Genomic DNA, 25,237 nt, shown 5'->3' with positions numbered 1-25,237 from the left:
TACATTCACCACCTATTTACGAAATGCTTTGAGCTTTTCTTCAATCGCACGCTTTTTCGCTTCAAGCTCTGTGTTTTGGTCTTTTGTATCTGCTTTATCACTTGCTTTTGTATTTGATTTATCACTTGTTTTTCCACTATCATCAAACCAATCAGGTAAAACTTCCGTCCGGATAGGTTTTTTCGTAGATTTACCAGTCTTTTTGCTTTCTTGAAAGCTCCGCTCTTCTTTCCTCGCTGCTTCCATTGCTTCTTTAACACTCTTTATTTTAAGCCGAGCCCAATGGCTTGCAATTGATTCAACAAAACCCTTAGTAAATTTCATATCCGTTTTTCTAAGAACAACCTCAATTAACACGTTTACTACACCAGGAGGAAGTTTATATTTTATCATGATTTCCTCTAATATTTTCAAATTGGCAGCAGAAGGCTCCACTCCGCCTGAGAGTTCTTTAAAAATAACGATGGGAGGTGTGGTTTCATAATAACGAATTAATTTTTCTTCCTGTGTTTTCGGTTCCGTTAACTGGACCTGGTGAACAGCAGGCTGTGTTCTATTGATAAGACTTGGAAGCTGGTCATAATTTTCAAATTGATACCAATCACGCGCACCTTTTCTAAGGTCCTCGATATCAATTTCATCCTTTTCATTGATTGCCCCTAATACAAAGTTTTTCATTTCGATTGGACTAATTCCATAAAGAAAGGCAAGGTTACTGATAACCTCTTTTACCTTTTTGGTCAATGCTTTTTGTGGGACAAGTGATTCATTAAGACCTGCCATTAACAAATCAAAATCAAAGGTCCTGGTATCAATTTGAATTGGTTTTTGATCCATCCGGCCAATAAATTCTTGATCGGATTCGGCTTCCAAGTCTTCTGCATGCTCTTGCATATACTGAAGACTGCCTGGAGTTGCCGACGCAAACACATCCTGAAACTCTCTGGTTACTTCTAAATAATCTTCATCCAGCGGCTTTTTAGGGGTGCTAAAAAAACGTTTTAAACGCGAAAAGTGATTTTTGCCGATTTTACGATATAAATAAATATTTAACATTCCATCTAAAAAGAATTGCTCTGGATTCAATGGCGGAGTCAGTTCATAAATAAATGAACGTCCACTTTCATCACTTTTTACGTATGTTTTTAACAAGCCAATACCCTCTAATTTTAACCTAGCTTCGTAGATATCCTTTAAGTTCACACTTAACAAATTCATTAGCAAATGATGCGTCGAAGATTCAGACCATAGTTTATTTTCTTCAAGCTCTGCCCAAAGAGTCATATATACACTTAAACAAGTGGATCCGATTAAGGGCTGATACAAAAAAGTCAGCACTTTGCGGTCGTATTCATGCAGCAATCCATTTGACGTAACAAGATAACGGTCAATCGGAATCAATTCCTGCCAATGCTGCGCCATATCATTCACCCTTTAAAAAGTAATAAAGAGCCAAAGACTTTCTTTAGCTCCCTAGGATTTCTCCTTATTTATCAGTTCTTTTAATTCTTGAATAAAAACATTTATATCCTTAAATTGACGGTAAACAGAAGCAAAGCGCACATAAGCTACTTCGTCAACATGGGCAAGCCTGTCCATTACCATTTCACCAATTAATTCACTTTTGATTTCTGATATTCCTTGACTGCGCAGTTCCTTTTCTACCCCTTGAGTAATATCCTCTAATTCTTTTAAAGCAACTGGGCGCTTTTCACAAGCCTTAATTAAGCCTCGTAAAATTTTATCGCGACTGAATTCTTCCCTCGTACCTTCCTTTTTGACGACGATCAGTGGAATTTCTTCAATCTTCTCGAATGTGGTAAAACGATATCCACACTCTTCACACTCACGCCTTCTTCGGGTTGCACGACCCTCATCAACCGGCCGGGAATCAAGCACACGTGTACCATAATTTTGACATGAAGGGCACTTCATTTGATCAACTCCCAAATCAATCCATTCATAAATATAAGTATCTATTCTTTATCTTATTAAAAAGAAAACGGTAACACAAGAAGTATTATGAGCTTTTGCCGACTCTGACAAGAGTATGTAATTTATTCATTTTATCGTAATAGGAAATTATCCTTTTTCTTAAAATTGGATACAAACCAATAGGTGAAAATTTTTCAGAAGAAATACTAAAGTCTACTGCTGTTTCCATTCCTCTCACAGAAACTATCGTAACGATTAGAAAACAAGGAATCGGTTTATTGATTTCTACAGCAATCTCACCATGGTCTTTGGAAACCGTAACAATACGGCAATCTGCATCCTGACGAAATAATTCCTCAACGGATTGAAAAAGCTGGTTGAAAGATGCTTTATAATAATGGGTAGCTAAGGAATTATCTTTCTGATGATCCGAAGTTTCGATCTGTTTTCTAAAACGAATAAATAAATTACCAAATATAGCCATAGAAGCCTCCAAATATAGTCTTTTATCTAATTTTACAATACTTTACGAAAAAAATAAAAAGAGGTGTACTATAAAATACACCCCTCGTCGCTTTTTTATTTATAATTATAGAGCTTTTGCCTGTTTTACTTGAACAGGACCCATACCGCGTGGAATTTCAATATTCTCGCGTGTTTGTGCATTTAAGCATTTAGCAATATAATCAGCTGCTACATTTGGATTTAAATCACCACAAGTATATACATCAATGCTGGCATATCCGTGTTCAGGGAAGCTGTGAATTGTTAAGTGAGATTCGGAAATAATGACCACACCGCTTACGCCTTGTGGTGCAAACTTATGAAATGCTACTTCGCGGATTTCCGCACCTGATCTGAGAGCTGCTTCGACAAAAGTTTGTTCAATGAAATTCATATCATTCAATTTTTCAAAGTCGCATCCCCATAATTCAGAGATTACGTGACGTCCCATTGTTTCCATATTCAATTCCCCCTCTTACATTTTTGCTTCATTCTTGAAATCTTTTTTGATGGTATCCAAGTAATTACCACGGGGGAAAGTTAGTCCAGAGAGGTCCTAACCCTTTAAGTAATCAATCGTCACCTAATTTCAAGAAGTTCACGATGACTAGTATACTAAGTTTATATTTGTTTTGCAACCTATGAATCTAACATTTTTAGAGTCGGCCTTGCCGAGGCTTATCCCTCAAAAGAATTTCAAACTATATTATGCACAAAGGCTTTAATTAGCTACAAAAAAAATACTGCCAGTCGACAGTATTTTTTGGATTACCCAACTTTCACCTGATTTGAATTGGCCATTAGATGGGCGACATATAAGGTAAGATCGACAACCCGGGAAGAATATCCCCATTCGTTATCATACCAAGCAAGCACTTTTACTTTTCTGTTCCCCATTACCATGGTTGATAATCCATCAATGATGGCGGAGTACGGATTTGTATTGAAATCAACGGATACAAGCGGTTCCATTGTAAAGTCGATGATACCCTTTAATGGACCATTTTTTGCTTCCGAAAAAGCCTGATTGATATCATCAATCGTAACATCTTGTTTCAAATCGACTACTAAATCCACTAGTGATACATTTGGTGTAGGTACACGAAGTGACATTCCATGCAGCTTACCCTTTAACTGAGGTAATACCAGCGATAACGCTTTAGCTGCCCCCGTTGTGGTTGGGATGATAGATTGTCCACATGCTCTAGCTCTTCGCAAATCTTTATGTGGGTTGTCAATGTTTCGTTGATCATTGGTATACGAATGAATGGTTGTCATTAAACCATTTTCAATCCCAAACTTTTCATCCAACACCTTCGCCACAGGTGCTAAACAGTTTGTGGTACAAGACGCATTAGAAATAACATCATGTTGAGTGATGTCTAGTTTGTCTTCGTTTACTCCCATAACAATGGTGATATCCTCATTCTTCCCCGGTGCAGTAATAATTACCTTTTTTGCTCCTGCGTCTAAGTGCAGTCCCGCCTTGTCTCGTGAGTTAAATTTACCTGTTGCTTCAATAACCACATCTATATTTAACTCTTTCCATGGAAGTTGCTCAGGATTCCGATTATTTAATAATTTTACTCTTTTACCGTTTACAATCAGCTCTTCATCAAGCGCAATGATATCCCCTTGAAATGGTCCATGAACCGTATCATATTTTATCAAATGTGCTAATGTTTCCGCAGGATAACTAGCATTGATAGCAATAATATCAAGCGTATTTTCAAGGATCGCTTTTCTAAAAACCATCCTTCCAATTCTCCCAAAACCGTTTATTGCAATTCTTGCCTTCATTTCACGGCCCCTTCCGTAATATGTTATACTTATTAACTTGTTTTGATGTAATTAGTATAACATATTTAGATAAAAATGCGATATATAATGTGCGGATTTTTTAAAAATGTTTTTAATATGGATAACTTGGTTAATAAATGAGCTACAATAAAGATTATTAATGATATTCGCAATGAAGAATTAACAAAACATTCATTTTTTGTTTTAGGATGTTCGACTAGAATAATAGATAAGAAAGGATGTGGGTTATGTTTAAAAAGGAAAGGTCTGTTCCTGCAGAATTGGTTATCTTAAGAATTTTGGCTCATAGAATGAAATTATCGGAAAAAGAAAAGCAGCAACTCTTTAACAAGGAGAAGGGGTATGAAGGGGAATTAAAGTTTGATAACCTAATACGTGAACTAGAAAGTTTAGTTCTAAATGATTTGTTACTAGAAGTAGGAGATACACTATTTCAAATTGACACTTTAATTATCTTTCATGGACGGATTTACCTTATTGATGTGAAGACTTACGAAGGAGAATATTGTTATGAAGATGGTATTTTTAAAACAGTAACTGGCAGTGAAAAAAGGATTCTATGCTTCAATTAAAACGATGTCATTCCGAGCTCCGGCAATTACTCCAAAAATATAATTATAAATTCCCCATCGAAGCTTACCTAGTTTTTATAAACCCTAATTTCACCTTATTTCTGCCATCTCAAAATCCGCAGATTATCTTACCTACACAAGTTAAATCCTTTGTAAAAAAACTATATAGCTTACCTGCTAAGCTAAGTGATTGGCATCATAAACTTGCAGACTTGTTAATTTCTTTACATAAGACAGAAAATCCTTATGTTCGATTACCAAAATATGAGTATGACACATTGAAAAAAGGGATGACCTGTGCAGCTTGCCACTCGTTTAATTTTTCTGTATCTAGAACCAAATTAACTTGTAAGAATTGTGGTTTTGAGGAACGGGTGGAAATGGCGGTAATGCGACATGTAGAGGAATTGAAGATACTATTTCCAGATATAAAGATTACCACTAATCTCATCTTTAATTGGTGCAAGGTTATTAGGAGTAAAAAGAGGATTAGAAAGATATTATTGAAAAAATTCATACTAAAAGGTCACGGTAAATATTCTTATTTTGTAGATAATGCATTAGATGGCACTAATCATCAGGAGTAGGTTAGTTTATATACTTTAGACCTCATGGACAGTTTCATGAGGTCCTTTTTTAACTTTCCTTCTCATTATGTGCTTCATAAACCACTCATGAGGACCTTGTCCGCTATTCCTTTTTGACTTTAGACCTCATGAATCCTCCATGTAGTCTTTGTATCTTTTGTTTTGGGATCGATGAATCATGAGTACTTCTACGCTGCCCTTTTTATCTCATGATATATTCATAAAGACCTTTTCTGTTCTTCTATCGGTATTATCGGCTTCATAAACCATTCATGAAGCCTTTTCTGTTCTATTTTTCGGTATTTTCGGCTTCATGATCCATTCATGAAGACCCTTTTTGTCTTCCAACTTGATTTTGGGCTTCATAAACCACTCACGAGGACCTTTTCTGTTCTTCTGTCGATATTTTGGGCTCCATGAATTTCATTGCTTTAACAACAACAAAAAAAGAAGGGTTCCCCCTTCTGAATTTTGTCTAATCCCGCGTTGTTATCCCCCAGCTTTTCAAAACCTCAATTACCTGTTCTTTTGTTTCAGCGATGGATCCATTATTATTAATCACTGCATCTGCTAATGCTACTTTTTCTGAAAGAGGCATTTGTGATTTTATTCTTGCCTCTGCGTCTTGCATGGATAAGTTATTACGTTCCATCAGTCTTTTTAGCTGGATATCCCGATCAACATAAACGAGAACGGTTTTTTCAACCATATGCGTTAGTTTACTTTCAAACAGCAATGGAATGTCGAGGACAATGACTTGTTCCCCGCGTCCCCTGGCTGCTTCAACTTGATTATTCATCCTTTTTCTCACCTCGGGATGAACAATGCTGTTTAAGAGCTGTCGTTTTTCAACGTTATGAAAAATGATCGAACCGAGTTTAACCCTATCAATTTCTCCGTTAGACTGCAGGACATCATCACCAAATTCAGCAACGATTTTTTGATAGGCGGGTTCTCCTTTTTCAACTGCGAGGCGGGCTTCTACGTCTGCGTCAATAACAGTGAGGTTCATTTCTTTTAACATGTTGGAAACTGTACTTTTTCCACTGGCTATTCCGCCTGTTAGTCCTATTACAAGTGACATACTCTATTCCTTTCCACTTGAACGTTTATAATTTGAATATTCCAATGATAATTAATAAAATCCCCGGTAAAAAGGTAAACTTTTGGACCCAGTTAAATTTATGAAAAAAGGCACCGCTTTTTATTCCTAATACAAGAAACAAAGAACTCATAACAGCAACACTGGCGGCTAGGTAAAAAGGAGAGAATCCAAGCATAGCCGCACCAATTCCAGCACCAAACGCATCGATGGATAAGGCAAAACCCAGCATGAACGCTTCGATTCCGGTGATTGTACCCGAACGGTCAAAGTCAGCTGACATTGGTTTCCTTAAGATATTGATCGCAATCCCTAAGGAGCGGATTTCAAAATTAATGATCAGCTTTTCATGTTCAAGCAGGTCTGAGTCCTTTTCTTTCTCTGGCCTGAAAAATTGATATAATACCCAGGCGCCGAGAGCAATTAGAATAATTCCCCCAAGGCTAGCCGTGATATCCGGAGACAAGATCTTTTCTAGGCCATGGCCGATTGACACCGCAATCATTAAAGAAATCGCTGAACAGGTTGCAATGATGAGCACTGATTTAAGCGGCAGTACCATTTTTCTAAGTCCATACGTAAACCCTACGCTAAAGCTATCAAGACTGAGAGCAAAAGCCAGCAGGAGAAGTGAGAACATTTGAAACATGATGTCTAGGGCTCCTTCCGTCAATCACTACGATAGTATATGGGAGGAGCCTATCCTTTGTTATTAAATTGTCATCTCACTTCTAACACTTAAATTTTTTGACATGCGGGACAAAAATGCGTACCTCGTCCCCCTACCGTTGTTTTTTCTAATGGGGTTCCACATCTTTTGCATTCTTCCCCTTTACGGCCGTAGGCATATAATTCAAGCTGAAACATTCCAATCTCCCCTTGTGAGTTTACGTAGGAGCGAATGGTACTTCCTCCTTTTTTAACCGCTTCATCCAGGGTCTTAACAATCTCTTTGTGCAGCAAGGTTAATTCCTCATCACTCAGGGAGTTTGCGATTCGTTCAGGATGAATTCCAGAACGAAAAAGGGCTTCATCCACATAAATGTTTCCCAGTCCAACAAACACTTTTTGATCAAGCAGTGCAGGCTTTATCTTTCTGTTTGTCTTTTTCAGCTTGTCCGATAGATATTCCTTCGTGAAGTCTTCTGAAAAAGGTTCTGGTCCAAGGTCAATTAATGGAGGTTTTTGAAATTCCTCTCCCTTTAGATATAGGTGCATGGTTCCAAATTTACGAACATCTCGATACCTCAAATCACTTCCATCGGTAAAATGAAAGATAACATGAGTATGTTTATCATACGGTTCTTCTTTTGGATAAAGCCCATATTTGCCTTCCATCCTTAAATGGGAAACAAGGGCAAACTTAGTTGTATAGAGGATTAAAAACTTACCTCTTCTTCCAACATCCTCAATGGTTTCCCCTCTAAGAGCGTCAATAAATTGTTCCACCTCAACTGGATTTTTAATGATTTTTGGCCAGTGGACGGTGATATCTTGAATTTGTTTATGCAGTACTAGATTCTTTAATGTTTTTCTAACTGTTTCTACTTCTGGAAGCTCCGGCATTCAATAAGCTCCTCTCTATGCTGTCCAGCTGCAGCGCCTAGGGGCGCTTCCGCTTTGCTATTTCGCGTCAAACCATGTTGGGCCATAGGAAAAATCAACTTTTAATGGCACTTTTAATTCGAGAGCATTTTCCATAACACTTGGAACGAGTTTCTTGAGTGTCTCAATTTCTTCTTCAGGGGCTTCGAAAATCAGTTCATCGTGCACTTGAAGCAGCAGTCTCGTTTTTAACCTATAATCCTTTAAAGCTTCTGCCATATCAATCATGGCCTTTTTAATAATATCAGCAGCACTTCCCTGAATTGGGGTGTTCATTGCTGTTCTTTCAGCAAAGCTTCGGATGTTAAAATTACGATGTGTAATCTCTGGAATATATCTTCTTCTTTGCAAAAGGGTCGCTACATACCCTTTTTGTTTAGCGGAATGGATGATTTCGTCCATATAATCCTTTACCCCAGGATAGCTGGCAAGATAACGGTCAATAAACAGACCAGCTTCTTTACGGGTAATTCCTAAACTTTGCGATAGTCCATAGTCACTTATCCCATAGACAATACCAAAGTTTACCGCCTTCGCCTGCCGTCTCATATTGGAGGTTACCTCGTCAGCGTTCACATGGAATACATCCATCGCTGTTTTTGTGTGAATATCGAGATCATCCTTAAAGGCTTGTATTAGTTTTTCATCACCAGCAATGTCAGCCAGAACTCTAAGCTCGATTTGAGAATAATCGGCGGCAAAAATGAGCCAGCCTGGTTCTGATGGTACAAAAGCTTGGCGAATCTTCCGGCCCTCTTCTAAACGAATTGGAATGTTCTGCAGATTCGGGTCAATGGAGCTTAATCGTCCTGTTGCTGTTAATGTCTGTTGATATCGTGTATGAACTTTACCCGTTTTAGGATTAATCACCTTGAGCAATCCTTCAATATAAGTTGACTGGAGTTTTCCTAACTGTCTGTAATTAAGAATATGCTCAATGATTTCATGATCATTTGCTAATTTCTCTAAAACATCTGCCGACGTGGAATAGCCTGTTTTCGTTTTCTTTAAGGTTGGCAGGTTTAGTTTTTCAAATAAAATAACACCTAATTGCTTAGTAGAATTAATATTAAACTTTTCACCGGCTAACTCATAAATGATTCCTTCAATTTCGACCAGTCTATCATGAATTTCACTGCCCATTCTTTGAAGACGATCGCTATCCACCTTAATTCCACAAGATTCCATATCTGCTAAAATGAGCGATAGCGGCATTTCAAGGTCTGTAAACAATTCATATTGTTCATTTGTTTTTAACTCGTCTTCTAGTGTTTGTCTCAGATCAACCATTGCAAGACTTTTTCTAACAAGGTGCTCAGCTGTAAGTGCTGCTTCAGGTATTTTCCGTTTAGCTCCTTTTCCATAAAACGACTCATCTGATTGGATATTTAACCCGTATTTTTTGGCAATGGTTGAAATATCATCAATTGTTTCAGAAGGATTAATAATATAAGAAGCCATTAACGTATCGAAATTTACCCCTTTTAAATGTATATCATACCTTCTTAGCGATACCTCTGAACGCTTTGCGTCGTAGACTGTTTTCTTTTTTGTATCATCTTCAGCCCACTTCTTAAAATGATCAGATTTAATCACTAATTCAGTTGGTAAATAATAATTTCCGGTTTCATTTACAAGAGAAAAACCAATGATATCAGCGTAATGATAATTATCATCAAGCATTTCAACATACAAATAATTATCATCTGTAAATACTTCATCTGTTATTTCATCTGGAGTTTGAAACACGATGTCTTCAAGTTCAAGCTGCTCATTACCTGATGTATCTCCACCTAATTTTTCTAATAAAGAATGAAATCCAAGCTCCTTATAAAGAGCCACAAGTTTTTCTCTTTCAAATCCTTCATAAGCGACATTTTCTATGGATACTTCGACTGGTGCATGTCTTTCAATGGTGGCAAGTTGCTTACTCATCACTGCTTGATCCTTAAATTCTTCCAGCTTTTCTTTTAACTTATTTCCAGTGACCTGATCAACGGACTCTAGTAAATTTTCTAATGTTGAAAATTCCTTCAGCAATTTAATCGCTGTTTTTTCACCGACTCCGGGTACACCTGGAATGTTATCTGAAGGGTCGCCCATTAGTCCCTTCATATCAATAATTTGCTCAGGCGTTAAACCATACTTCTCCATTACATGTGCTGGGGTATATTCCTCGATATCGGTAATCCCTTTACGAGTAATCGATACCGTTGTATGTTCAGAGGAAAGTTGAGTTAAATCTTTATCTCCCGATATTACCTTTATTTCATAACCTTCTTTTTCAGCTGTTAAGGCTAGCGTTCCAATAATGTCATCGGCCTCATAGTTCTCAAGCTCATATCGCTCAATCCCATATGCATCAAGAAGATCACGAATAAAAGGGAATTGTTCCGATAATTCAGGAGGTGTTTTCTGCCTGCCGCCCTTATATTCACCAAAAGTAGCATGACGAAAGGTTGTCTTTCCCGCGTCAAATGCCACTAGAATATGCGTTGGCTTTTCATCTTCCATAATTTTATTTAACATCATGGTAAAACCGTAAACTGCATTTGTGTGTGCGCCTTTATCGTTATTAAGCAGGGGCAGTGCAAAGAACGCACGGTAAGCAATACTATTTCCGTCAATTAATACTAACTTCTTCTTTTCCATCCATTTACCCCTTTCGGTTATTTCATATATTTATAAAGTTCGATGATAAACTCACTGCCCTCACCCAAGGTACTTTTCACCGAAATGTTTCCGTGATGTGCTTCAACTAAATGTTTTACGATTGCTAATCCAAGACCAGTCCCGCCAGAATCCCGGCTTCTTGCACGATCAACACGATAAAATCGTTCGAAAATACGTGGAATTTCTTCCTGTTTAATTCCAACACCCGAGTCTTTCACATGGATTTTCACTGTTCTCTCATGATCGAACAAGGAAACTTTTATATATCCGCCTGGCGGTGTATACAAAATTGCATTACTAATCAGGTTTATGAATACTTGCTTTAGGCGGTCATGGTCTCCTTGTATATATAAATCTTCCTTCTGACACTCGAGTTCAAGATGAATTTCTTTTGATTCTGCTTTTTTTGTAAGCATTGTGATTACTTCGTTAATTAATTCACAGAGGTCAACGTCCTGGATGTTCAACTTAAACTCCTGCTGCTCAATTCTAGAAAAATCGAGTAAATCTTGAATAAGTGATTGCATGCGCTCACTTTCTTTATTAATAATCGATAAAAATGCCTCAAGTGTATCTTGGTTGTTCATAGCACCATCTAACAGCGTTTCAGAAAAACCTTTGATAGAGGTAACGGGCGTCTTCAATTCATGTGACACATTTGCCACAAAGTCTTTTCTCATTACTTCTAATTTTTTAATCTCAGTAATATCATGGAAAACGAGCAAAACCCCTTTCCATACATTATTTATACCAATAATCGGTATTCCATAAACATCAAAGTATCTTCTCTCGATTCCCAATGGAAGAAGGAGATGTTTTCTGATTTTTTGCTCAGTCCTAAAAACATCCGCTATGATATTGCATATTTCCTCTTGCTCAATCACTTCATAATATAGTTTGTTTAAATAATTAGTAGAGTTCACATGAAAGATATCGATGAAACCTCTATTAATTAAATTAACGAACCCACGGCTGTCCATTAGAAGTAGTCCTGCACCCATATTTTCAATTAGAGCACTTAAGCGATCTTGCTGTATTTCTTGAGCTTTACTCATTTCTTGGAGGTTTTGGGCTAGTACATTTATGGAGGTGCTTAACATACTCGTTTCAGTTAATTGATCATTTTCTATTCTAGCTCTGTAATTACCCTTTGCGAGCTCAATGGCCACATTTGTTGCCGCTTCTATTGGCTTCGTATATCTTGCCGTAATTCTATATCCTAGATAAATAAAAATAATAAACACCATCAGTAGACAAGTGGACAGAATCCACCAAATTTGCCCGTACGCTTGTTTCAACTCACTAGTTTTAGTAAAGATGAACAAATAACCTTCATTTTCATTTGCTTGTAGTATTGGTTTCCAGGCATAGTGTAAGTCGTATTCCTCACGTTCAACAAGCTTCGTCTTATTTTGTTGTTTTTCCTTCAAGACCTCGTTAATAATTTCTCTTATCCCGTTAATATTAGAAGGACTCGTTTCACCACTGTCAAAGAGTATCTTCCCCTTAGTATCTGTGATGGCAAGTCTTACATTTAGGATATTGCTTAGGTCGATTATATTTTGTTGATTAAATGAATTGACGCCGCCGTTATTTTCAATGTGCAAGCTAAGAAGATTACTCTCTTTATCTAGACGTTCATTATATGTATCAAGATAGTAGCCTTTAAAAAGTTGTCCGAGTAGGATTTCCAGCCCGATCAAACCGATAATAAGTAAGGAAATTAATGCAAAAAGAAGCTTTGTACGATATTTGGTCATTCACCTTTCGGCTCCTCAAGCTTATACCCTAGACCACGGACGGTTTTGATATAAGCAGGTTTCTTCGTATCCTCTTCTATCTTTTCCCTTAAATGTGAAATGTGAACATCTACTATACGAGTATCGCCAGCAAATTCATAATTCCAAACTGCACTTAATAATTGGTCGCGAGTTAAAACACGATTTTTATTCTGAGCCAAGTAATGAAGTAATTCGTATTCCTTTAGGGTCAGTTCCAATTGTTGATTTTTAAAATAGGCTTCATATTTTTCAGGGATAATTTGGAGGTTTCCAATAAAAATATCAGTACCAACCTGTTGGTCATCCTCATTACTAGTGGACTGTATCTGAATTCTTCTTAAAATAGCTTTTACTCGTGCAACCACTTCTCTTGGGCTAAATGGTTTAATCATATAATCATCCGCACCTAGCTCTAGCCCCAATATTTTATCAAACTCATCATCTTTTGCGGTTAACATTAAAATGGGTATCATAATTTTTTGCTGCCGAAGCTGCTTACATACTTCGATTCCATCCATTTTCGGAAGCATAAGATCTAAAACAATAATATCAGGTGCCATACTTTCCGCTAATTGTTTACCAGCTAAACCATCCATTGCTGTTACTACGTCAAAGCCGGCTTGTTCCAAATTATATTGAAGCAACGTTACAATTGATTGTTCATCGTCTACAACAAGTACCTTGTTTTTCATAAAAACCTCCGAATGTGTTATCTATTTCACTACCCTTCTACATTATAATATAGAAATAAAAAGAATACCCACTATCGAACTTAAGACAAAAAAAGGGAATGTGAAATACATTCCTTTAAGTGATTAAAAATTATCTAATACATTGGCATCCATTCTTCCTAGTCGATGAGGAGGACAGACTTTCATTTTCCCATTTATCACTACTTCGTCTTTTTCGTTAGTTCCTACAACTGTCATCATCACTGAGTGATTATCATGATCTACTTCCACAACCTCTAACAACAGCTGGACCGTTGCATAATGGTATACAGGTTTCGGAAATTCGATATCTTGACTTAATATATGGCTGCCTGGCCCAGGTAAATACTTTGAAATAGCCGAGGTAATCATGCCTGTCAGCATGATACTTGGAACAATCGGTTTTTTATAAGGAGTTTGGGATGCGTAATCATGCTGAATAAAGAGTGGATTCGCATCATCAGTTAACCCTAGATACAGAAGAATGTCCTTATCCTCCACTTTCTCGGTTAATGACAGTTTTTCTCCGACTGACATTTCTTTTATTTCTCTGCCTAACTTTCTCTTTTTTCCTAAAAGCATTTCGCCACCTCTTTGCAAACGGTTACATTTATAGTAGAAAAAATTCGAGGAACTTTTTCCCCGAATTTTTAATCATTTACACTAAGACTTTCATTACATTTTGAACGGATTCAACTGATTTGTCTAAAGCCGTTTTTTCTTCAGGAGTTAGGTCAAGCTCAATAACCTTCTCAATTCCGTTTGCACCGAGGATTGTTGGGACTCCAAGATATATACCCTCGTATCCAAATTCTCCCTCAAGGTAAGCAATGGAAGGGAGAACACGGCGCTGATCTTTTAAAATTGCTTCACACATTTCTACAAGTGATGCTGCTGGAGCATAATAAGCACTGCCGTTACCTAGAAGGTTAACAATTTCTCCGCCGCCTTTTCTAGTACGCTCAACAATCGCTTCTAAACGCTCTTTAGGAATCAATGTTTCTAATGGAATACCACCGGCATAGGAATAACGAACAAGTGGAACCATATCATCACCATGCCCGCCTAAAACAAAGCCGGTAATATCTTTAACAGAAAGATTTAATTCCTGAGCAACGAATGTCCGGAAACGAGCCGTATCAAGTACACCTGATTGGCCAATAACACGGTTTTTAGGGAATCCTGATTCTTTAAACACTGTATATGTCATGGCATCAACTGGATTAGTTAATACAAGGATTGTACAGTTTGGAGAATACTTTACGATTTCCTGTGTAACACTTTTCATTACCTTTTGATTTGTCTGAACTAAATCATCACGGCTCATTCCAGGCTTACGCGCAATACCAGCAGTAATTACAACGATGTCAGAATCACGAGTATCTTCGTAATTGGATGTACCAGTTATGTTTGAATCAAATCCTTGAACTGGACTTGCTTCAAGCATATCTAATGCCTTTCCTTTTGTAGGGTTTTCCATTTGAGGGATATCAACGAGAACGACATCACCTAATTCTTTTTGTGCAAGTAAGAATGCAGTTGTTGCCCCAGTGAATCCTCCGCCGATTACAGAAACCTTTTTACGTTTCAATGACATATGAACTCTCCCCTTTGAAAGTATTAAATTCCTTATTCGAAGCAGCTGTTCGAAAACAGCCCTACTCGCGCTTATACAGCTTCAGCGCAAAGCACTGAAGCTGTATAAATTATTCCATGTTCTTAATTAATTCATCACCGAATTCAGATGTTTTAACTTCTGTTGCTCCGTCCATTAAACGAGCGAAGTCATAAGTTACAACTTTAGAAGCAATTGTTTTTTCTACTGATTTAATGACCATATTAGCTGCTTCATTCCAGCCTAAATGTTCAAGAAGTAATACACCTGATAGGATAACAGATGATGGATTTACCTTATCTAGGCCTGCGTATTTAGGTGCAGTACCATGTGTAGCTTCGAAAATCGCATGTCCTGTTTCATAGTTGATGTTTGCTCCAGGAGCAATTCCAATTCCGCCAACTTGCGCTGCAAGAGCATCAGAAATAAAGTCTCCGTTTAAGTTCATTGTAGCTACCACATCAAACTCACGTGGACGTGTAAGAATTTGCTGTAAGAAGATATCAGCAATCGCATCTTTCACGATGATCTTACCTGCTGCCTCTGCTTCAGCCTGAGCTTTGTTTGCAGCGTCAGTGCCTTGATCAGCTTTAATGGCGTCATATTGAGCCCATGTAAAGACTTTATCACCAAATTCTTTCTCAGCAAGTTCATAACCCCAGTTTTTGAACGCGCCTTCTGTGAACTTCATGATATTACCTTTGTGTACAAGTGTTACTGATTTACGACCTTCTTTAATCGCATAATTAATAGCTGCACGCACTAGACGATTTGTTCCTTCCTCAGAAACTGGCTTAATACCAATACCAGAAGTTTCAGGGAATCTAATTTTGTTAACTCCCATTTCATTTTGAAGGAAGTCGATTACTTTCTTAACTGCTTCTGAACCTTTTTCATATTCAATACCTGCATAGATATCTTCAGTATTTTCACGGAAGATTACCATATCAGTATCTTGTGGACGCTTGACTGGTGAAGGCACACCCTCAAACCATCTTACTGGTCGTAAGCATACAAACAAATCTAATTCTTGACGAAGTGCTACGTTCAATGAACGAATTCCACCGCCAACAGGAGTAGTAAGCGGGCCTTTGATCGCAATCAAATATTCATTGATTACATCAAGAGTTTCTTTTGGAAGCCATTCACCTGTTTGGTTAAACGCCTTTTCTCCAGCAAGAACTTCTTTCCATACTACTTTGCGTTCGCCTTTATATGCTTTTTCTACCGCTGCATTTAATACTCTCTCGGAAGCTGCCCAGATATCTGGTCCGATACCGTCACCTTCAATAAATGGGATAATTGGATTGTTTGGTACATTTAATACTCCGTTTGTTACTGTGATTTTTTCGCCTTGCATAGTTGTGTCTCCCTCCTAGGTATGTATCAGTGGTCATACTCATTTGTCCCTTGTGTATTAAAGAGATTGCGTCCAAGGTTAAAGGTTTGACTCTTTAACCTTTTCCTACAATCCTATTAGAACAATTTTTTTGAAAAAAGTAAATATTTATTAACCTCTTTGATTAATTGGTACATATGTCTGCATACCTGGACCTGTATATTCCGCACGCGGACGAATTAATCGATTGTTATCATATTGTTCTAGAATGTGTGCAAGCCAGCCTGAAACCCTGCTTACTGCAAAGATTGGTGTAAACAAATCATGGTCAATACCTAAGCTGTGGTACATGGATGCTGAATAAAAGTCAACGTTTGGCGGTAAATTCTTTTCGCCAGTGACAATGCTTTCAATTTTTTCAGACATTTCATACCAGTGCGGCTCGCCTGTAAGTTCGGTTAATTTTTTGGACATCGCTCTCAAATGTTTAGCTCGAGGATCGCCAGCGCGATAAACGCGGTGTCCAAATCCCATGATTTTTTCTTTCTTTTCAAGTTTTCCACGAACATATGGCTCAACATTTTCAATTGTACCAATTTCTTTAAGCATTTTCATTACTGCTTCATTTGCACCGCCGTGCAATGGTCCTTTAAGCGCGCCGATTGCTGCAGTTACACCAGAATAAACATCTGATAAAGTTGCTACACAAACTCTTGCTGTAAAAGTAGAAGCATTAAGTTCATGGTCAGCATGTAATACAAGAGCTTTATCCATAGCGTTAACTGCGATTTCATCAGGCTCATTACCAGTTAACATGTAAAGGAAGTTAGCTGCAAAGCTTAAATCTGTTCTAGGTGCAATTGGTTCAAGACCTTTTCTGACGCGTGCAAAAGTTGTCACAATCGCAGGCATTTTTGCTTGAAGACGAATCGCCTTTTGATAGTTTGACTCTGGATCCATGGAGTCAGCTTCTTCATCATAAAGACCTAGTAAGGAAACAGCGGAACGAAGTGCAGCCATAGGATGAACCTTTTCAATCGGATACATCTTAAAATGCTCAATTACTTCTTTTGGAAGTGCTGCATTTTCAGAAAGCTGTTTCTTTAGTTCTGCTAATTCAGGCTCAGTTGGTAATCTGCGGTGCCACAATAAATAAATTACTTCTTCAAAGCTTGCATTCTCAGCTAAGTCATCGATATCATACCCAACATACGTTAAAGTATCATCAATAATTGAGCTGATAGAAGAAGTTGTTGCCACTACCCCTTCAAGACCTCGAGTTACTGTCATAGAAAATCTCTCCTTCTCATTCTAATTTCCCCATTACCCGCCATTTGTTAAAAGAAGTATTTTTATCAGCTGCAAACTGTTATTGGTCACAGCTATGTTGAAAGAAAATCTTCATTTCAAATATGAATGACTAGCGCCCTTTTTAACAAATATCTAGAATGAGCGCTTGCTCGGGAAAAAACCGACAAGCGGAATAACTTTTTTTAAATAAAAAAGTTATTTTACAAGTAATCTAGCATATTTATGTGAATTATGTAAAAAAGGATGCGCTTTCAAGTCCTATTATAAACAATTATCAGATTTTTGTGAATGAAAAGGGGCTGAAAAGTTCAAAAAAAATATTATTTTACAAAATAGCTAACTAAAAAAATCAATCATTTTCATGGCTGTATATGCTATTCCCGCTCCAATTAGAGGACCAACAGCAACCCCTTTGAAAATGGATACGGAAAGAATTGTGCCTAAAACAAGTGCGGTAGTAATATGCGGGTCATCTTGTAATAGAGATACTCCACCCTTTGCTAGTAATGCAACAGCCATACCTGAAATAAGAGCTACCCAAGCAAGCGGTGATTTAAAAGCACTAGTCAAATCTTTGAAACCAATTTCCCCCGATGCAATTGGAGCTAATACAGCTATGGTGATTACCGTAACTCCCCAATTAATCCCTTTACTCTGTATAAAGGTAAAAGATTTTGTTTCAAGTCCGCTTAATTTTAAAATTAATAAAACAACAATGGCAATCAATAATGAGTTATTTTTTGCGATAATTCCTATGATTAAAAGCAGCAATAGGAACAATAATGGCTGATTAAACATTGATTTCATCCTTCCGTTTCTTGCAATTGGAAAATCATGCAGTTTTGTACAAGAAATGTTAAACTAGAATTACTTAAATGACGCTAAGGAGGCAAGTTATTGGAAAAAAAGTACTTATATCGAACCTTAAGGTTCTTTCTAGTCATTGGTATTGTAGTTCTTGCACTTCTATCATTTTATTATTTGTCAAAAGTGACCTATCCATTTCTAATCGCCTTAGTAATTGCCTTTTTTATCAACCCAATTGTTAACATTTTTGAAAAAAAACTTCGAATGCCCCGCGGCTTAGCCGTTTTTGTAGCTATAATCATTATTTTTGCCTTTGTTGCAGGCTTAGTTACACTTTTAGTAGCTGAATTGGTTTCCGGTGCGAATTACCTTGCCCGTGTTGTTCCAGAGCATTTGGATACTTTAATAGGCTATATTGAAGAGTATATAACTGGTCAAATTATCCCGTTTTATAATCAATTAACAAGTATGTTTAATCAATTAGAAGATGGGCAGCAAAACACCATCATATCAAACATAAAAAATGTTGGCACTACTATTGGAACAAATGTTGGTAACTTCATCCAAAATTTATTCGGTAACATTCCGGTTATCTTATCTTGGTTCCCAAATGCGGCAAGCGTATTAATTTTTTCCTTCTTAGCAACCTTTTTCATTAGTAAGGATTGGTACAGACTTTCACGGATTAGCAGCAGCATTTTACCTGAGAAGGCTAAATCAAGTGGAAAAACGGTTTTCGTCGATTTACAAAAAGCTTTATTTGGATTTCTAAAGGCCCAATTAACCCTTATCTCTATTACAACGGTTATTATCTTAATTGGACTTCTTGTACTTCGCGTTGATTACGCGATTACCATCGCTTTAATAACAGGGATTGTGGATATTATTCCATACCTTGGTACCGGAGCCGTTTTTGTACCATGGATTATTTATGAGGTCATTGCAGGGGATATCAGTCTTGCAGTAGGTTTAGGAGTCCTGTATTTACTTGTGATTGTGCAAAGACAAGTTATGGAGCCAAAAATTCTCTCATCTAATATTGGTCTGGATCCATTAGCTACGCTGGTCGCTTTGTTCGTCGGATTTAAATTAGTTGGGTTTCTTGGATTAATATTAGGCCCAGTTACTCTCGTCATTATTAACACACTCTACCGTGCAAATGTTTTTCACGATATTTGGATTTTTATAAAAGGAAAAGAAGTCTAAAAAATAAACGTCAGCCTCCCTTTAGAGGTTGACGTTATTTTATAATTTTTATATTTCCATTTTGGATCTTTCTTCGTAAAGCGTTAATCATCAGAAATTTAAAAGGCTTTCTAGACGGGGGGAATAACAATAAAAATCCAAATAAATCGGTAACAAATCCAGGTGTTAACAGCAGAATAGCTCCAGCGAGAATACATATACCATCCAAGACAGATTCACCAGGAATTTGACCAAAAGCAAGCTGTTCCTGAGCCTTTTTTATGGTCTGTAAACCTTCTCTCTTAGCCAAATAGGCACCCAACACTCCTGTTAGTATGATAAAAGCAATGGTAGGCAGCACGCCTATTGTTTTTCCTGATAACAGCAGGAATCCGATATCGATTGCGGGTATTACAATAATTAATAGAGCTAAATAGCGCATTGTTGTATCTCCTTCAAACAGGCTTAAATCTATTATATACTGAATAACAAAAAAAAGAAGGGATAATCCCTTCTTCATGATTTAAAGCACACTAGCATGACCGTTATAAATGACACCTCTTGTCGCGTCAACGGTAATTTCTTGGCCATCTCTAAATAACTCTAATGCATTTTCTACACCAACAATGACTGGAATGCTGAGGTTAAGGCCAACTACCGCAGCGTGGCTGGTTAACCCACCCTCTTGCGTGATGAGAGCAGCACATTTTTCAATCGCTGGTACCATATCACGGTCTGAACCAAGCGTTACTAAAATGGAACCAGGCTTAACCTTCTCGATTGCTTCCGCTGCATTTTGGGCAATAACTACTTTACCGAAAGCAGACTTACGACCAATCCCTTGAGCTCTAGCAATAACATCGCCGACAACATGAATTTTCATTAAGTTTGTTGTACCTGTTTCTCCAACTGGAACGCCAGCAGTGATGACAACTAAATCACCATGTTTTACAATACCGCTGTTTACACTTTCTTCCACAGCACTGTCTAGCATTTCGTCAGTTGAACTGCACATTCTTCCAAGTTGAGGATATACTCCCCATACAAGCGCTAATCGGCGGCAAATTTGCTCATTTGCTGTAACTGCCACAATTGGTGCCTTCGTACGGTATTTAGAGATCATCCTAGCAGTATGACCACTTTCGGTTGGTGTTACAATTGCATTTACATCAAGATTTAAAGCCGTATGTGCAACAGACTGACCAATAGCGTCAGTAAGATTATGTTCTGAATCTTTACTGCGTGCTGATAAAATTTCTTTGTGATCTAATGCTTGTTCCGCTCTAGAAGCAATATTATGCATAGTTTGTACCGCTTCTACAGGATAAATTCCGGCTGCTGTTTCACCAGATAACATGATTGCATCTGTACCATCAAAAATGGCATTAGCAACGTCACTAGCCTCAGCACGTGTTGGACGCGGATTACGCTGCATTGAATCAAGCATTTGTGTTGCAGTAATAACTGGTTTACCATGCGCATTACACTTCTTAATTAACATTTTTTGGACAAGCGGTACTTCTTCAGCCGGTATTTCTACACCTAAGTCACCGCGTGCCACCATTAGACCGTCAGAAATTTCAAGAATTTCATCAATGTTATCGACACCTTCTTGGTTTTCAATCTTAGGAATAATGTGAATGTGTGTAGCCTGCTTTTCCTCTAATAGCTGACGAATTTCCATTACATCGCTTGCACGGCGAACGAAAGAAGCTGCAATAAAGTCAACACCTTGCTCAATTCCAAAAATGATATCATTTGTGTCTTTTTCTGTGATTCCCGGAAGTTTTACCGATACGCCTGGAACGTTGACACCTTTTTTGTTCTTCAATGTTCCACTGTTAAGGATTTTTGTCTGAATTTCATTTTGTTCCTTATCGATGTTAAGAACCTCTAATCCAATTAGTCCATCATCTAATAAAATTTTAGAGCCCACATGAACATCATCAATTAATCCTGGGTATGTAATTGAAAACTTTTCTGTGGTACCTTCCACTTCAGTCATGGAAACAGTAATGTTATCACCTGATTTTAGTTCAATTGCTCCATTAACCATATTGTTTGTACGGATTTCCGGACCTTTTGTATCAAGAAGAATAGCAACAGTCTTACCTGTTAGTTTTGAGGCTTCACGAATATTTTGGATTCGCTGACCATGTTCTTCATAATCACCGTGCGAAAAATTTAATCGGCAAACATTCATTCCTGATTCCATTAATTGAGTTAATTTTTCTACACTTTCACTTGCAGGGCCAATCGTACAAACGATTTTTGTTTTACGCAACATCTTTTGTTTCCTCCTAAATTAAAAAGCGTAGGGCGCCTGTTTATCGGCGACAAGCATAAGACGAGCCGGCATGAAGGTTGCTTTTTAACCTTCTTGACGGATTGGCTTATGCCTCGAGCCGATGGCGACCGGAGCTAGATTATTATAATTTTAAACACAGGTTAGATAGATAATTCTTTTGAAAGTTTAACAAGGTCTAGGTCTAGCTTATGCTTTCTTTCTAATGCTTCAACGATATCATAATCTACAACACGATTACTTTCCATCCCTACAGCACGTCCGCCTTTACCTTCAATTAATAATTCTACTGCTCTCGCACCTAAACGGCTTGCTAGGACCCTGTCGGCTGCAGTTGGCGAACCGCCGCGTTGAATATGGCCAAGTACAGATACTCTAGTGTCAAAGTTAGTAGCTTCACTTAACTGTTTCGCAAATTCATTTCCGCCGCAAACTCCTTCAGCAACGATAATGATACTATGCTTCTTACCGCGTTCCTGACCTTTTCTCAGCCTCTCAGCAATTTCAGCCATATCGAAGTTTTCTTCAGGAATAAGGATGGTTTCTGCACCACCTGCAAGACCTGCATACAAAGCAATATCCCCAGCATCCCTGCCCATTACTTCAATCACAAAGGTTCTTTCATGTGAAGTAGCCGTATCACGAATTTTATCCAAGGCATCTATAACTGTATTTAATGCTGTATCAAATCCAATTGTTAGTTCCGTCCCCGGAATATCATTATCGATTGTACCAGGTACACCCACACATGGATAACCTTGCTGAGTCAAGGCTCTTGCTCCACGATAAGAACCATCGCCTCCTATGACCACAAGCCCTTCAATACCATGTGCCTTTAACTGCTCAATTCCTTTTTGCTGTCCCTCAGGTGTTTTAAATTCTGGGCATCGTGCCGTATGAAGCATGGTGCCTCCTCGATGGATAATATCACCCACAGATCCAAGCTCGAGTTTTTTTATATTTCCAGAAATTAAGCCAGTATACCCGCCATAAATCCCATAAACCTCTACATCGTGATAAATCGCTTTTCGAACTACAGCCCGAATAGCCGGATTCATACCTGGTGAATCTCCACCACTTGTTAGAACGCCAATTTTTTTCATTACTACCACCTCATGTGATTTACTAAGTTATTTATGTATATCTAGATAGGAGTTTTCATTTTATAAGTACTTCATTTATTATCTACAGAAAATCCAGTAATATTTATAAAATACCATTAAATAGACCCCTATAACAACTCAATCATATTAGTAAATTTAATAGACGGAATTGTCGGTTAACTGTAAACGCTTAACATCTAATTGGAAGCGAAATCATTTACATAAAATGGACAATTGTTGACATAATTGTGAAATGAAAAATATTTACCAAAAATTAAAACGTGCCCTGAGAGCACGTTTTAAATACTTATATAATCCTTTAAAAATGAGTATTCACCTATCGTTCTAAATCGGTTATAGCGATCCGCAACCAGTTCATCTTCGGAGAGTTCCAAAAGTTCCTTTAAGGATTTCTTTAAGAAAGTGTCAATCGCTTCTGATTGACCCTTAACGTCTTTATGTGCACCACCCTTAATTTCCGGAATAATATCGTCGATTATCCCAAGCTCCTTTAAGTCTGGCGCTGTTATTTTCATCGACTCTGCTGCCTTCTTTGCAAGGGCAGAATCCTTCCACAATATTGCGGCTGCACCTTCTGGTGATATTACAGAGTAAGTGGAATTCTCGAGCATGTACATGCGGTTACCTACGCCTAAAGCAAGGGCACCACCACTTCCTCCCTCACCAATAACGATGCAAATAACTGGCACCTTAAGTCCAGCCATTTCAAATAGGTTTCGAGCAATAGCTTCGCTTTGTCCCCGTTCTTCTGCAGCTTTCCCTGGATAGGCACCTTTTGTATCAATAAAACAAATAATCGGACGACTAAATTTATCTGCCTGTTTCATTAGACGAAGTGCTTTTCTATAGCCTTCGGGGTGCGGCATACCAAAGTTTCTGCGAATGTTTTCTTTCGTATCTTTCCCTCTTTGATGGCCGATGACCGTAACAGGAAGCCCGCGAAACTTCGCAACACCGCCAACAATCGCTTCATCGTCACCAAATGCTCTGTCTCCATGACATTCAAAGAAACCGTCAAATAAATTAGAGATATAATCTAATGTAGTAGGTCTATTTGGATGTCTGGCAATTTGAACACGGTCCCATGGCTTGATGTTGTTATAAATGTCTTTTTCTAATTTTTCAAGTCGTAATTCTAATTTTTCAATTTCAGATGACAAATCCACATCTGCAGTCTTTGTGAACTCTTTGAGTTCAGCTATTTTATTTCTTAACTGCACTATCGGGCGTTCGAATTCTAATTCTCCTACCATTCGAGCTCACCTCCTGGTTGATGAATTTCTAGTAAGTTTGTGATTTTATCAATTAGCTCAGGACGAGAAATGATCGCGTCAAGCTGGCCATGCTTTAATAGAAACTCCGCTGTTTGAAAGTCTTCAGGCAGTTCCTCTCGAATGGATTGTTCAATAACTCTGCGCCCTGCAAAACCGATTAATGCACCTGGTTCTGCAAAGTTATAGTCTCCTAATGATGCGAAGCTTGCAGAAACACCGCCAGTTGTTGGATGGGTCATAATTGAAATAATAAGTCCGCCATTATCACTAAATCTCTTTAATGCCACACTCGTTTTCGCCATTTGCATTAAACTAAGAACGCCTTCTTGCATTCTAGCACCGCCGGAGGCAGTAAAAATAATAAATGGCACTGACATTTCATCTGCTTTTTCAATCGCACGGGTTATTTTTTCCCCTACTACAGAACCCATACTTCCCATTCTAAAAGTAGAATCCATTATGGCAAGGACGATTTTATTGCCATTAACAGTTCCACTACCCGTAACTACCGCTTCATTAATCTTCGTTTTTTGACGGTCTTTTTCTACTTTTTCCAGGTAATCCGGGAAATTTAACGGGTTCTCAGAAACCATATTTTCATCGATTTCATTGAAACTGTCTTCATCTAAAAAGCCGATGATACGCTCTTTGGCGTTCATTGAAAAGTGATAGCCGCAATGTAGGCAAACTTTCAAATTTTTATTTAGTTCTTTCGTATACATAATCGTTTTACAGGAAGGACATTTAGTCATAATCCCTTCAGGTACATCACTTTTTGCAGCCTCGGTAGGAATCGTTGCATATTTTTTCTTTTTATTTGTATTTTTTGTAAAAAGCTCTTTAAGCAATTTGTCCAAACCTCCTTTGTTCGAAAAAATCTGCCAATCGGCAAAGTTTTTATCATCTTATAATGAAGTCTATCCTTAAATAATGACAATTCAAACCTAACCCCTAAAATTGGTCAGACCACCCAAACATTAAAAATGC

24 protein-coding genes are annotated in these 25,237 nt (G+C 37.8%); 3 read left to right on the top strand and 21 right to left on the bottom strand.

The window, feature by feature from the left end; all coding sequences use genetic code 11:
- Positions 1 to 12 precede the first annotated feature (12 nt).
- The 5 genes from ACN6MT_RS11690 to ACN6MT_RS11670 form a co-directional block, all read right to left on the bottom strand.
- Positions 13 to 1,422: a replication initiation and membrane attachment family protein gene (locus ACN6MT_RS11690; RefSeq protein ID WP_419955986.1), complete on the bottom strand. Its 1,410-nt coding sequence runs from the start codon at positions 1,420 to 1,422 to the stop codon at positions 13 to 15.
- A gap of 51 nt (positions 1,423 to 1,473) precedes the next feature.
- Positions 1,474 to 1,935, bottom strand: a complete 462-nt coding sequence (gene nrdR, locus ACN6MT_RS11685) for a transcriptional regulator NrdR (protein ID WP_045523558.1) — start codon at positions 1,933 to 1,935, stop codon at positions 1,474 to 1,476.
- Positions 1,936 to 2,020: 85 nt separating this feature from the next.
- Entirely contained in the window at positions 2,021 to 2,419 is a 399-nt protein-coding gene (locus ACN6MT_RS11680) for a hypothetical protein (protein WP_034676868.1), read from the bottom strand.
- Between the two features lie 105 nt (positions 2,420 to 2,524).
- On the bottom strand, positions 2,525 to 2,899 hold the full coding sequence (gene speD / locus ACN6MT_RS11675) for an adenosylmethionine decarboxylase (protein WP_034676866.1): 375 nt from the start codon (positions 2,897 to 2,899) through the stop codon (positions 2,525 to 2,527).
- Positions 2,900 to 3,207: 308 nt separating this feature from the next.
- On the bottom strand, positions 3,208 to 4,239 hold the full coding sequence (locus tag ACN6MT_RS11670; RefSeq protein WP_034676864.1) for a glyceraldehyde-3-phosphate dehydrogenase: 1,032 nt from the start codon (positions 4,237 to 4,239) through the stop codon (positions 3,208 to 3,210).
- 248 nt (positions 4,240 to 4,487) lie between these two features.
- Between ACN6MT_RS11670 and ACN6MT_RS11665 the strand changes: the two genes are divergently transcribed.
- Together ACN6MT_RS11665 and ACN6MT_RS11660 are read left to right on the top strand one after the other, a co-directional pair.
- A complete protein-coding gene (locus ACN6MT_RS11665; RefSeq protein ID WP_419955985.1) occupies positions 4,488 to 4,832 on the top strand; it encodes a nuclease-related domain-containing protein in 345 nt (114 codons plus the stop codon).
- The gene (locus ACN6MT_RS11660) at positions 4,820 to 5,419 is read left to right on the top strand and encodes a hypothetical protein (protein ID WP_419955984.1); all 600 of its coding nucleotides are present in this window, start codon (positions 4,820 to 4,822) and stop codon (positions 5,417 to 5,419) included. The genes ACN6MT_RS11665 and ACN6MT_RS11660 overlap by 13 nt, the downstream gene beginning before the upstream one ends.
- A 475-nt stretch (positions 5,420 to 5,894) precedes the next feature.
- On the opposite strand, the gene coaE is transcribed toward ACN6MT_RS11660, so the two are convergent.
- The 11 genes from coaE to ACN6MT_RS11605 form a co-directional block, all read right to left on the bottom strand.
- Complete coding sequence (gene coaE, locus ACN6MT_RS11655; RefSeq protein WP_419955983.1) at positions 5,895 to 6,503, bottom strand: dephospho-CoA kinase; 609 nt, start codon at positions 6,501 to 6,503, stop codon at positions 5,895 to 5,897.
- A 25-nt stretch (positions 6,504 to 6,528) separates the two neighbouring features.
- Positions 6,529 to 7,170, bottom strand: coding sequence for a sporulation membrane protein YtaF (ytaF, locus tag ACN6MT_RS11650; protein ID WP_034676859.1), 642 nt, complete (start codon positions 7,168 to 7,170; stop codon positions 6,529 to 6,531).
- 89 nt (positions 7,171 to 7,259) lie between these two features.
- A complete protein-coding gene (mutM, locus tag ACN6MT_RS11645; protein ID WP_419955982.1) occupies positions 7,260 to 8,087 on the bottom strand; it encodes a DNA-formamidopyrimidine glycosylase in 828 nt (275 codons plus the stop codon).
- A 57-nt stretch (positions 8,088 to 8,144) separates the two neighbouring features.
- A complete protein-coding gene (gene polA / locus ACN6MT_RS11640; protein ID WP_419955981.1) occupies positions 8,145 to 10,778 on the bottom strand; it encodes a DNA polymerase I in 2,634 nt (877 codons plus the stop codon).
- Between the two features lie 17 nt (positions 10,779 to 10,795).
- Positions 10,796 to 12,559, bottom strand: coding sequence for a two-component system histidine kinase PnpS (gene pnpS, locus ACN6MT_RS11635; RefSeq protein WP_419955980.1), 1,764 nt, complete (start codon positions 12,557 to 12,559; stop codon positions 10,796 to 10,798).
- Complete coding sequence (locus tag ACN6MT_RS11630; RefSeq protein ID WP_419955979.1) at positions 12,556 to 13,272, bottom strand: winged helix-turn-helix domain-containing protein; 717 nt, start codon at positions 13,270 to 13,272, stop codon at positions 12,556 to 12,558. Before ACN6MT_RS11630 ends, pnpS begins: the two co-directional genes overlap by 4 nt.
- Before the next feature lie 123 nt (positions 13,273 to 13,395).
- Complete coding sequence (locus tag ACN6MT_RS11625; RefSeq protein ID WP_034676849.1) at positions 13,396 to 13,872, bottom strand: MaoC/PaaZ C-terminal domain-containing protein; 477 nt, start codon at positions 13,870 to 13,872, stop codon at positions 13,396 to 13,398.
- 76 nt (positions 13,873 to 13,948) lie between these two features.
- Entirely contained in the window at positions 13,949 to 14,887 is a 939-nt protein-coding gene (mdh, locus tag ACN6MT_RS11620; RefSeq protein WP_419955978.1) for a malate dehydrogenase, read from the bottom strand.
- A 109-nt stretch (positions 14,888 to 14,996) separates the two neighbouring features.
- Positions 14,997 to 16,265: an NADP-dependent isocitrate dehydrogenase gene (icd, locus tag ACN6MT_RS11615; RefSeq protein ID WP_034676845.1), complete on the bottom strand. Its 1,269-nt coding sequence runs from the start codon at positions 16,263 to 16,265 to the stop codon at positions 14,997 to 14,999.
- A gap of 150 nt (positions 16,266 to 16,415) precedes the next feature.
- Positions 16,416 to 17,534, bottom strand: a complete 1,119-nt coding sequence (gene citZ / locus ACN6MT_RS11610; RefSeq protein WP_034676843.1) for a citrate synthase — start codon at positions 17,532 to 17,534, stop codon at positions 16,416 to 16,418.
- Positions 17,535 to 17,891: 357 nt separating this feature from the next.
- A complete protein-coding gene (locus ACN6MT_RS11605) occupies positions 17,892 to 18,353 on the bottom strand; it encodes a DUF441 domain-containing protein (RefSeq protein WP_419955977.1) in 462 nt (153 codons plus the stop codon).
- 99 nt (positions 18,354 to 18,452) lie between these two features.
- On the opposite strand from ACN6MT_RS11605, the gene ytvI reads away from it, so the two are divergent.
- Entirely contained in the window at positions 18,453 to 19,568 is a 1,116-nt protein-coding gene (gene ytvI, locus ACN6MT_RS11600) for a sporulation integral membrane protein YtvI (RefSeq protein ID WP_419955976.1), read from the top strand.
- 34 nt (positions 19,569 to 19,602) lie between these two features.
- Here the strand turns inward: ytvI and ACN6MT_RS11595 are convergent, their stop codons facing one another.
- The 5 genes from ACN6MT_RS11595 to accD form a co-directional block, all read right to left on the bottom strand.
- On the bottom strand, positions 19,603 to 19,989 hold the full coding sequence (locus ACN6MT_RS11595) for an FxsA family protein (protein ID WP_034676837.1): 387 nt from the start codon (positions 19,987 to 19,989) through the stop codon (positions 19,603 to 19,605).
- 81 nt (positions 19,990 to 20,070) lie between these two features.
- A complete protein-coding gene (gene pyk, locus ACN6MT_RS11590; protein ID WP_419956425.1) occupies positions 20,071 to 21,831 on the bottom strand; it encodes a pyruvate kinase in 1,761 nt (586 codons plus the stop codon).
- A gap of 164 nt (positions 21,832 to 21,995) precedes the next feature.
- A complete protein-coding gene (pfkA, locus tag ACN6MT_RS11585) occupies positions 21,996 to 22,955 on the bottom strand; it encodes a 6-phosphofructokinase (RefSeq protein ID WP_034676835.1) in 960 nt (319 codons plus the stop codon).
- Positions 22,956 to 23,254: 299 nt separating this feature from the next.
- Positions 23,255 to 24,229 (bottom strand): acetyl-CoA carboxylase carboxyl transferase subunit alpha, encoded by a 975-nt coding sequence (accA, locus tag ACN6MT_RS11580; RefSeq protein WP_419955975.1) that lies wholly within the window; start codon positions 24,227 to 24,229, stop codon positions 23,255 to 23,257.
- On the bottom strand, positions 24,223 to 25,098 hold the full coding sequence (gene accD / locus ACN6MT_RS11575; protein ID WP_419955974.1) for an acetyl-CoA carboxylase, carboxyltransferase subunit beta: 876 nt from the start codon (positions 25,096 to 25,098) through the stop codon (positions 24,223 to 24,225). Before accD ends, accA begins: the two co-directional genes overlap by 7 nt.
- Positions 25,099 to 25,237 lie beyond the last annotated feature (139 nt).

The organism is Neobacillus niacini, from assembly GCF_048572935.1.
GTDB lineage: Bacteria > Bacillota > Bacilli > Bacillales > Cytobacillaceae > Neobacillus > Neobacillus niacini.
This window is presented reverse-complemented; position numbering and strand designations above follow the sequence as displayed.

Bases quoted from the DNA above. Each gene is read 5' to 3' on its own strand.
- ACN6MT_RS11690 (WP_419955986.1), bottom strand. From the start codon at position 1,422: ATGGCGCAGCATTGGCAGGAATTGATTCCGATTGACCGTTATCTTGTT.
- nrdR (WP_045523558.1), bottom strand. From the start codon at position 1,935: ATGAAGTGCCCTTCATGTCAAAATTATGGTACACGTGTGCTTGATTCC.
- ACN6MT_RS11680 (WP_034676868.1), bottom strand. From the start codon at position 2,419: ATGGCTATATTTGGTAATTTATTTATTCGTTTTAGAAAACAGATCGAA.
- speD (WP_034676866.1), bottom strand. From the start codon at position 2,899: ATGGAAACAATGGGACGTCACGTAATCTCTGAATTATGGGGATGCGAC.
- ACN6MT_RS11670 (WP_034676864.1), bottom strand. From the start codon at position 4,239: ATGAAGGCAAGAATTGCAATAAACGGTTTTGGGAGAATTGGAAGGATG.
- ACN6MT_RS11665 (WP_419955985.1), top strand. From the start codon at position 4,488: ATGTTTAAAAAGGAAAGGTCTGTTCCTGCAGAATTGGTTATCTTAAGA.
- ACN6MT_RS11660 (WP_419955984.1), top strand. From the start codon at position 4,820: ATGCTTCAATTAAAACGATGTCATTCCGAGCTCCGGCAATTACTCCAA.
- coaE (WP_419955983.1), bottom strand. From the start codon at position 6,503: ATGTCACTTGTAATAGGACTAACAGGCGGAATAGCCAGTGGAAAAAGT.
- ytaF (WP_034676859.1), bottom strand. From the start codon at position 7,170: ATGTTTCAAATGTTCTCACTTCTCCTGCTGGCTTTTGCTCTCAGTCTT.
- mutM (WP_419955982.1), bottom strand. From the start codon at position 8,087: ATGCCGGAGCTTCCAGAAGTAGAAACAGTTAGAAAAACATTAAAGAAT.
- polA (WP_419955981.1), bottom strand. From the start codon at position 10,778: ATGGAAAAGAAGAAGTTAGTATTAATTGACGGAAATAGTATTGCTTAC.
- pnpS (WP_419955980.1), bottom strand. From the start codon at position 12,559: ATGACCAAATATCGTACAAAGCTTCTTTTTGCATTAATTTCCTTACTT.
- ACN6MT_RS11630 (WP_419955979.1), bottom strand. From the start codon at position 13,272: ATGAAAAACAAGGTACTTGTTGTAGACGATGAACAATCAATTGTAACG.
- ACN6MT_RS11625 (WP_034676849.1), bottom strand. From the start codon at position 13,872: ATGCTTTTAGGAAAAAAGAGAAAGTTAGGCAGAGAAATAAAAGAAATG.
- mdh (WP_419955978.1), bottom strand. From the start codon at position 14,887: ATGTCATTGAAACGTAAAAAGGTTTCTGTAATCGGCGGAGGATTCACT.
- icd (WP_034676845.1), bottom strand. From the start codon at position 16,265: ATGCAAGGCGAAAAAATCACAGTAACAAACGGAGTATTAAATGTACCA.
- citZ (WP_034676843.1), bottom strand. From the start codon at position 17,534: ATGACAGTAACTCGAGGTCTTGAAGGGGTAGTGGCAACAACTTCTTCT.
- ACN6MT_RS11605 (WP_419955977.1), bottom strand. From the start codon at position 18,353: ATGTTTAATCAGCCATTATTGTTCCTATTGCTGCTTTTAATCATAGGA.
- ACN6MT_RS11595 (WP_034676837.1), bottom strand. From the start codon at position 19,989: ATGCGCTATTTAGCTCTATTAATTATTGTAATACCCGCAATCGATATC.
- pfkA (WP_034676835.1), bottom strand. From the start codon at position 22,955: ATGAAAAAAATTGGCGTTCTAACAAGTGGTGGAGATTCACCAGGTATG.
- accA (WP_419955975.1), bottom strand. From the start codon at position 24,229: ATGGTAGGAGAATTAGAATTCGAACGCCCGATAGTGCAGTTAAGAAAT.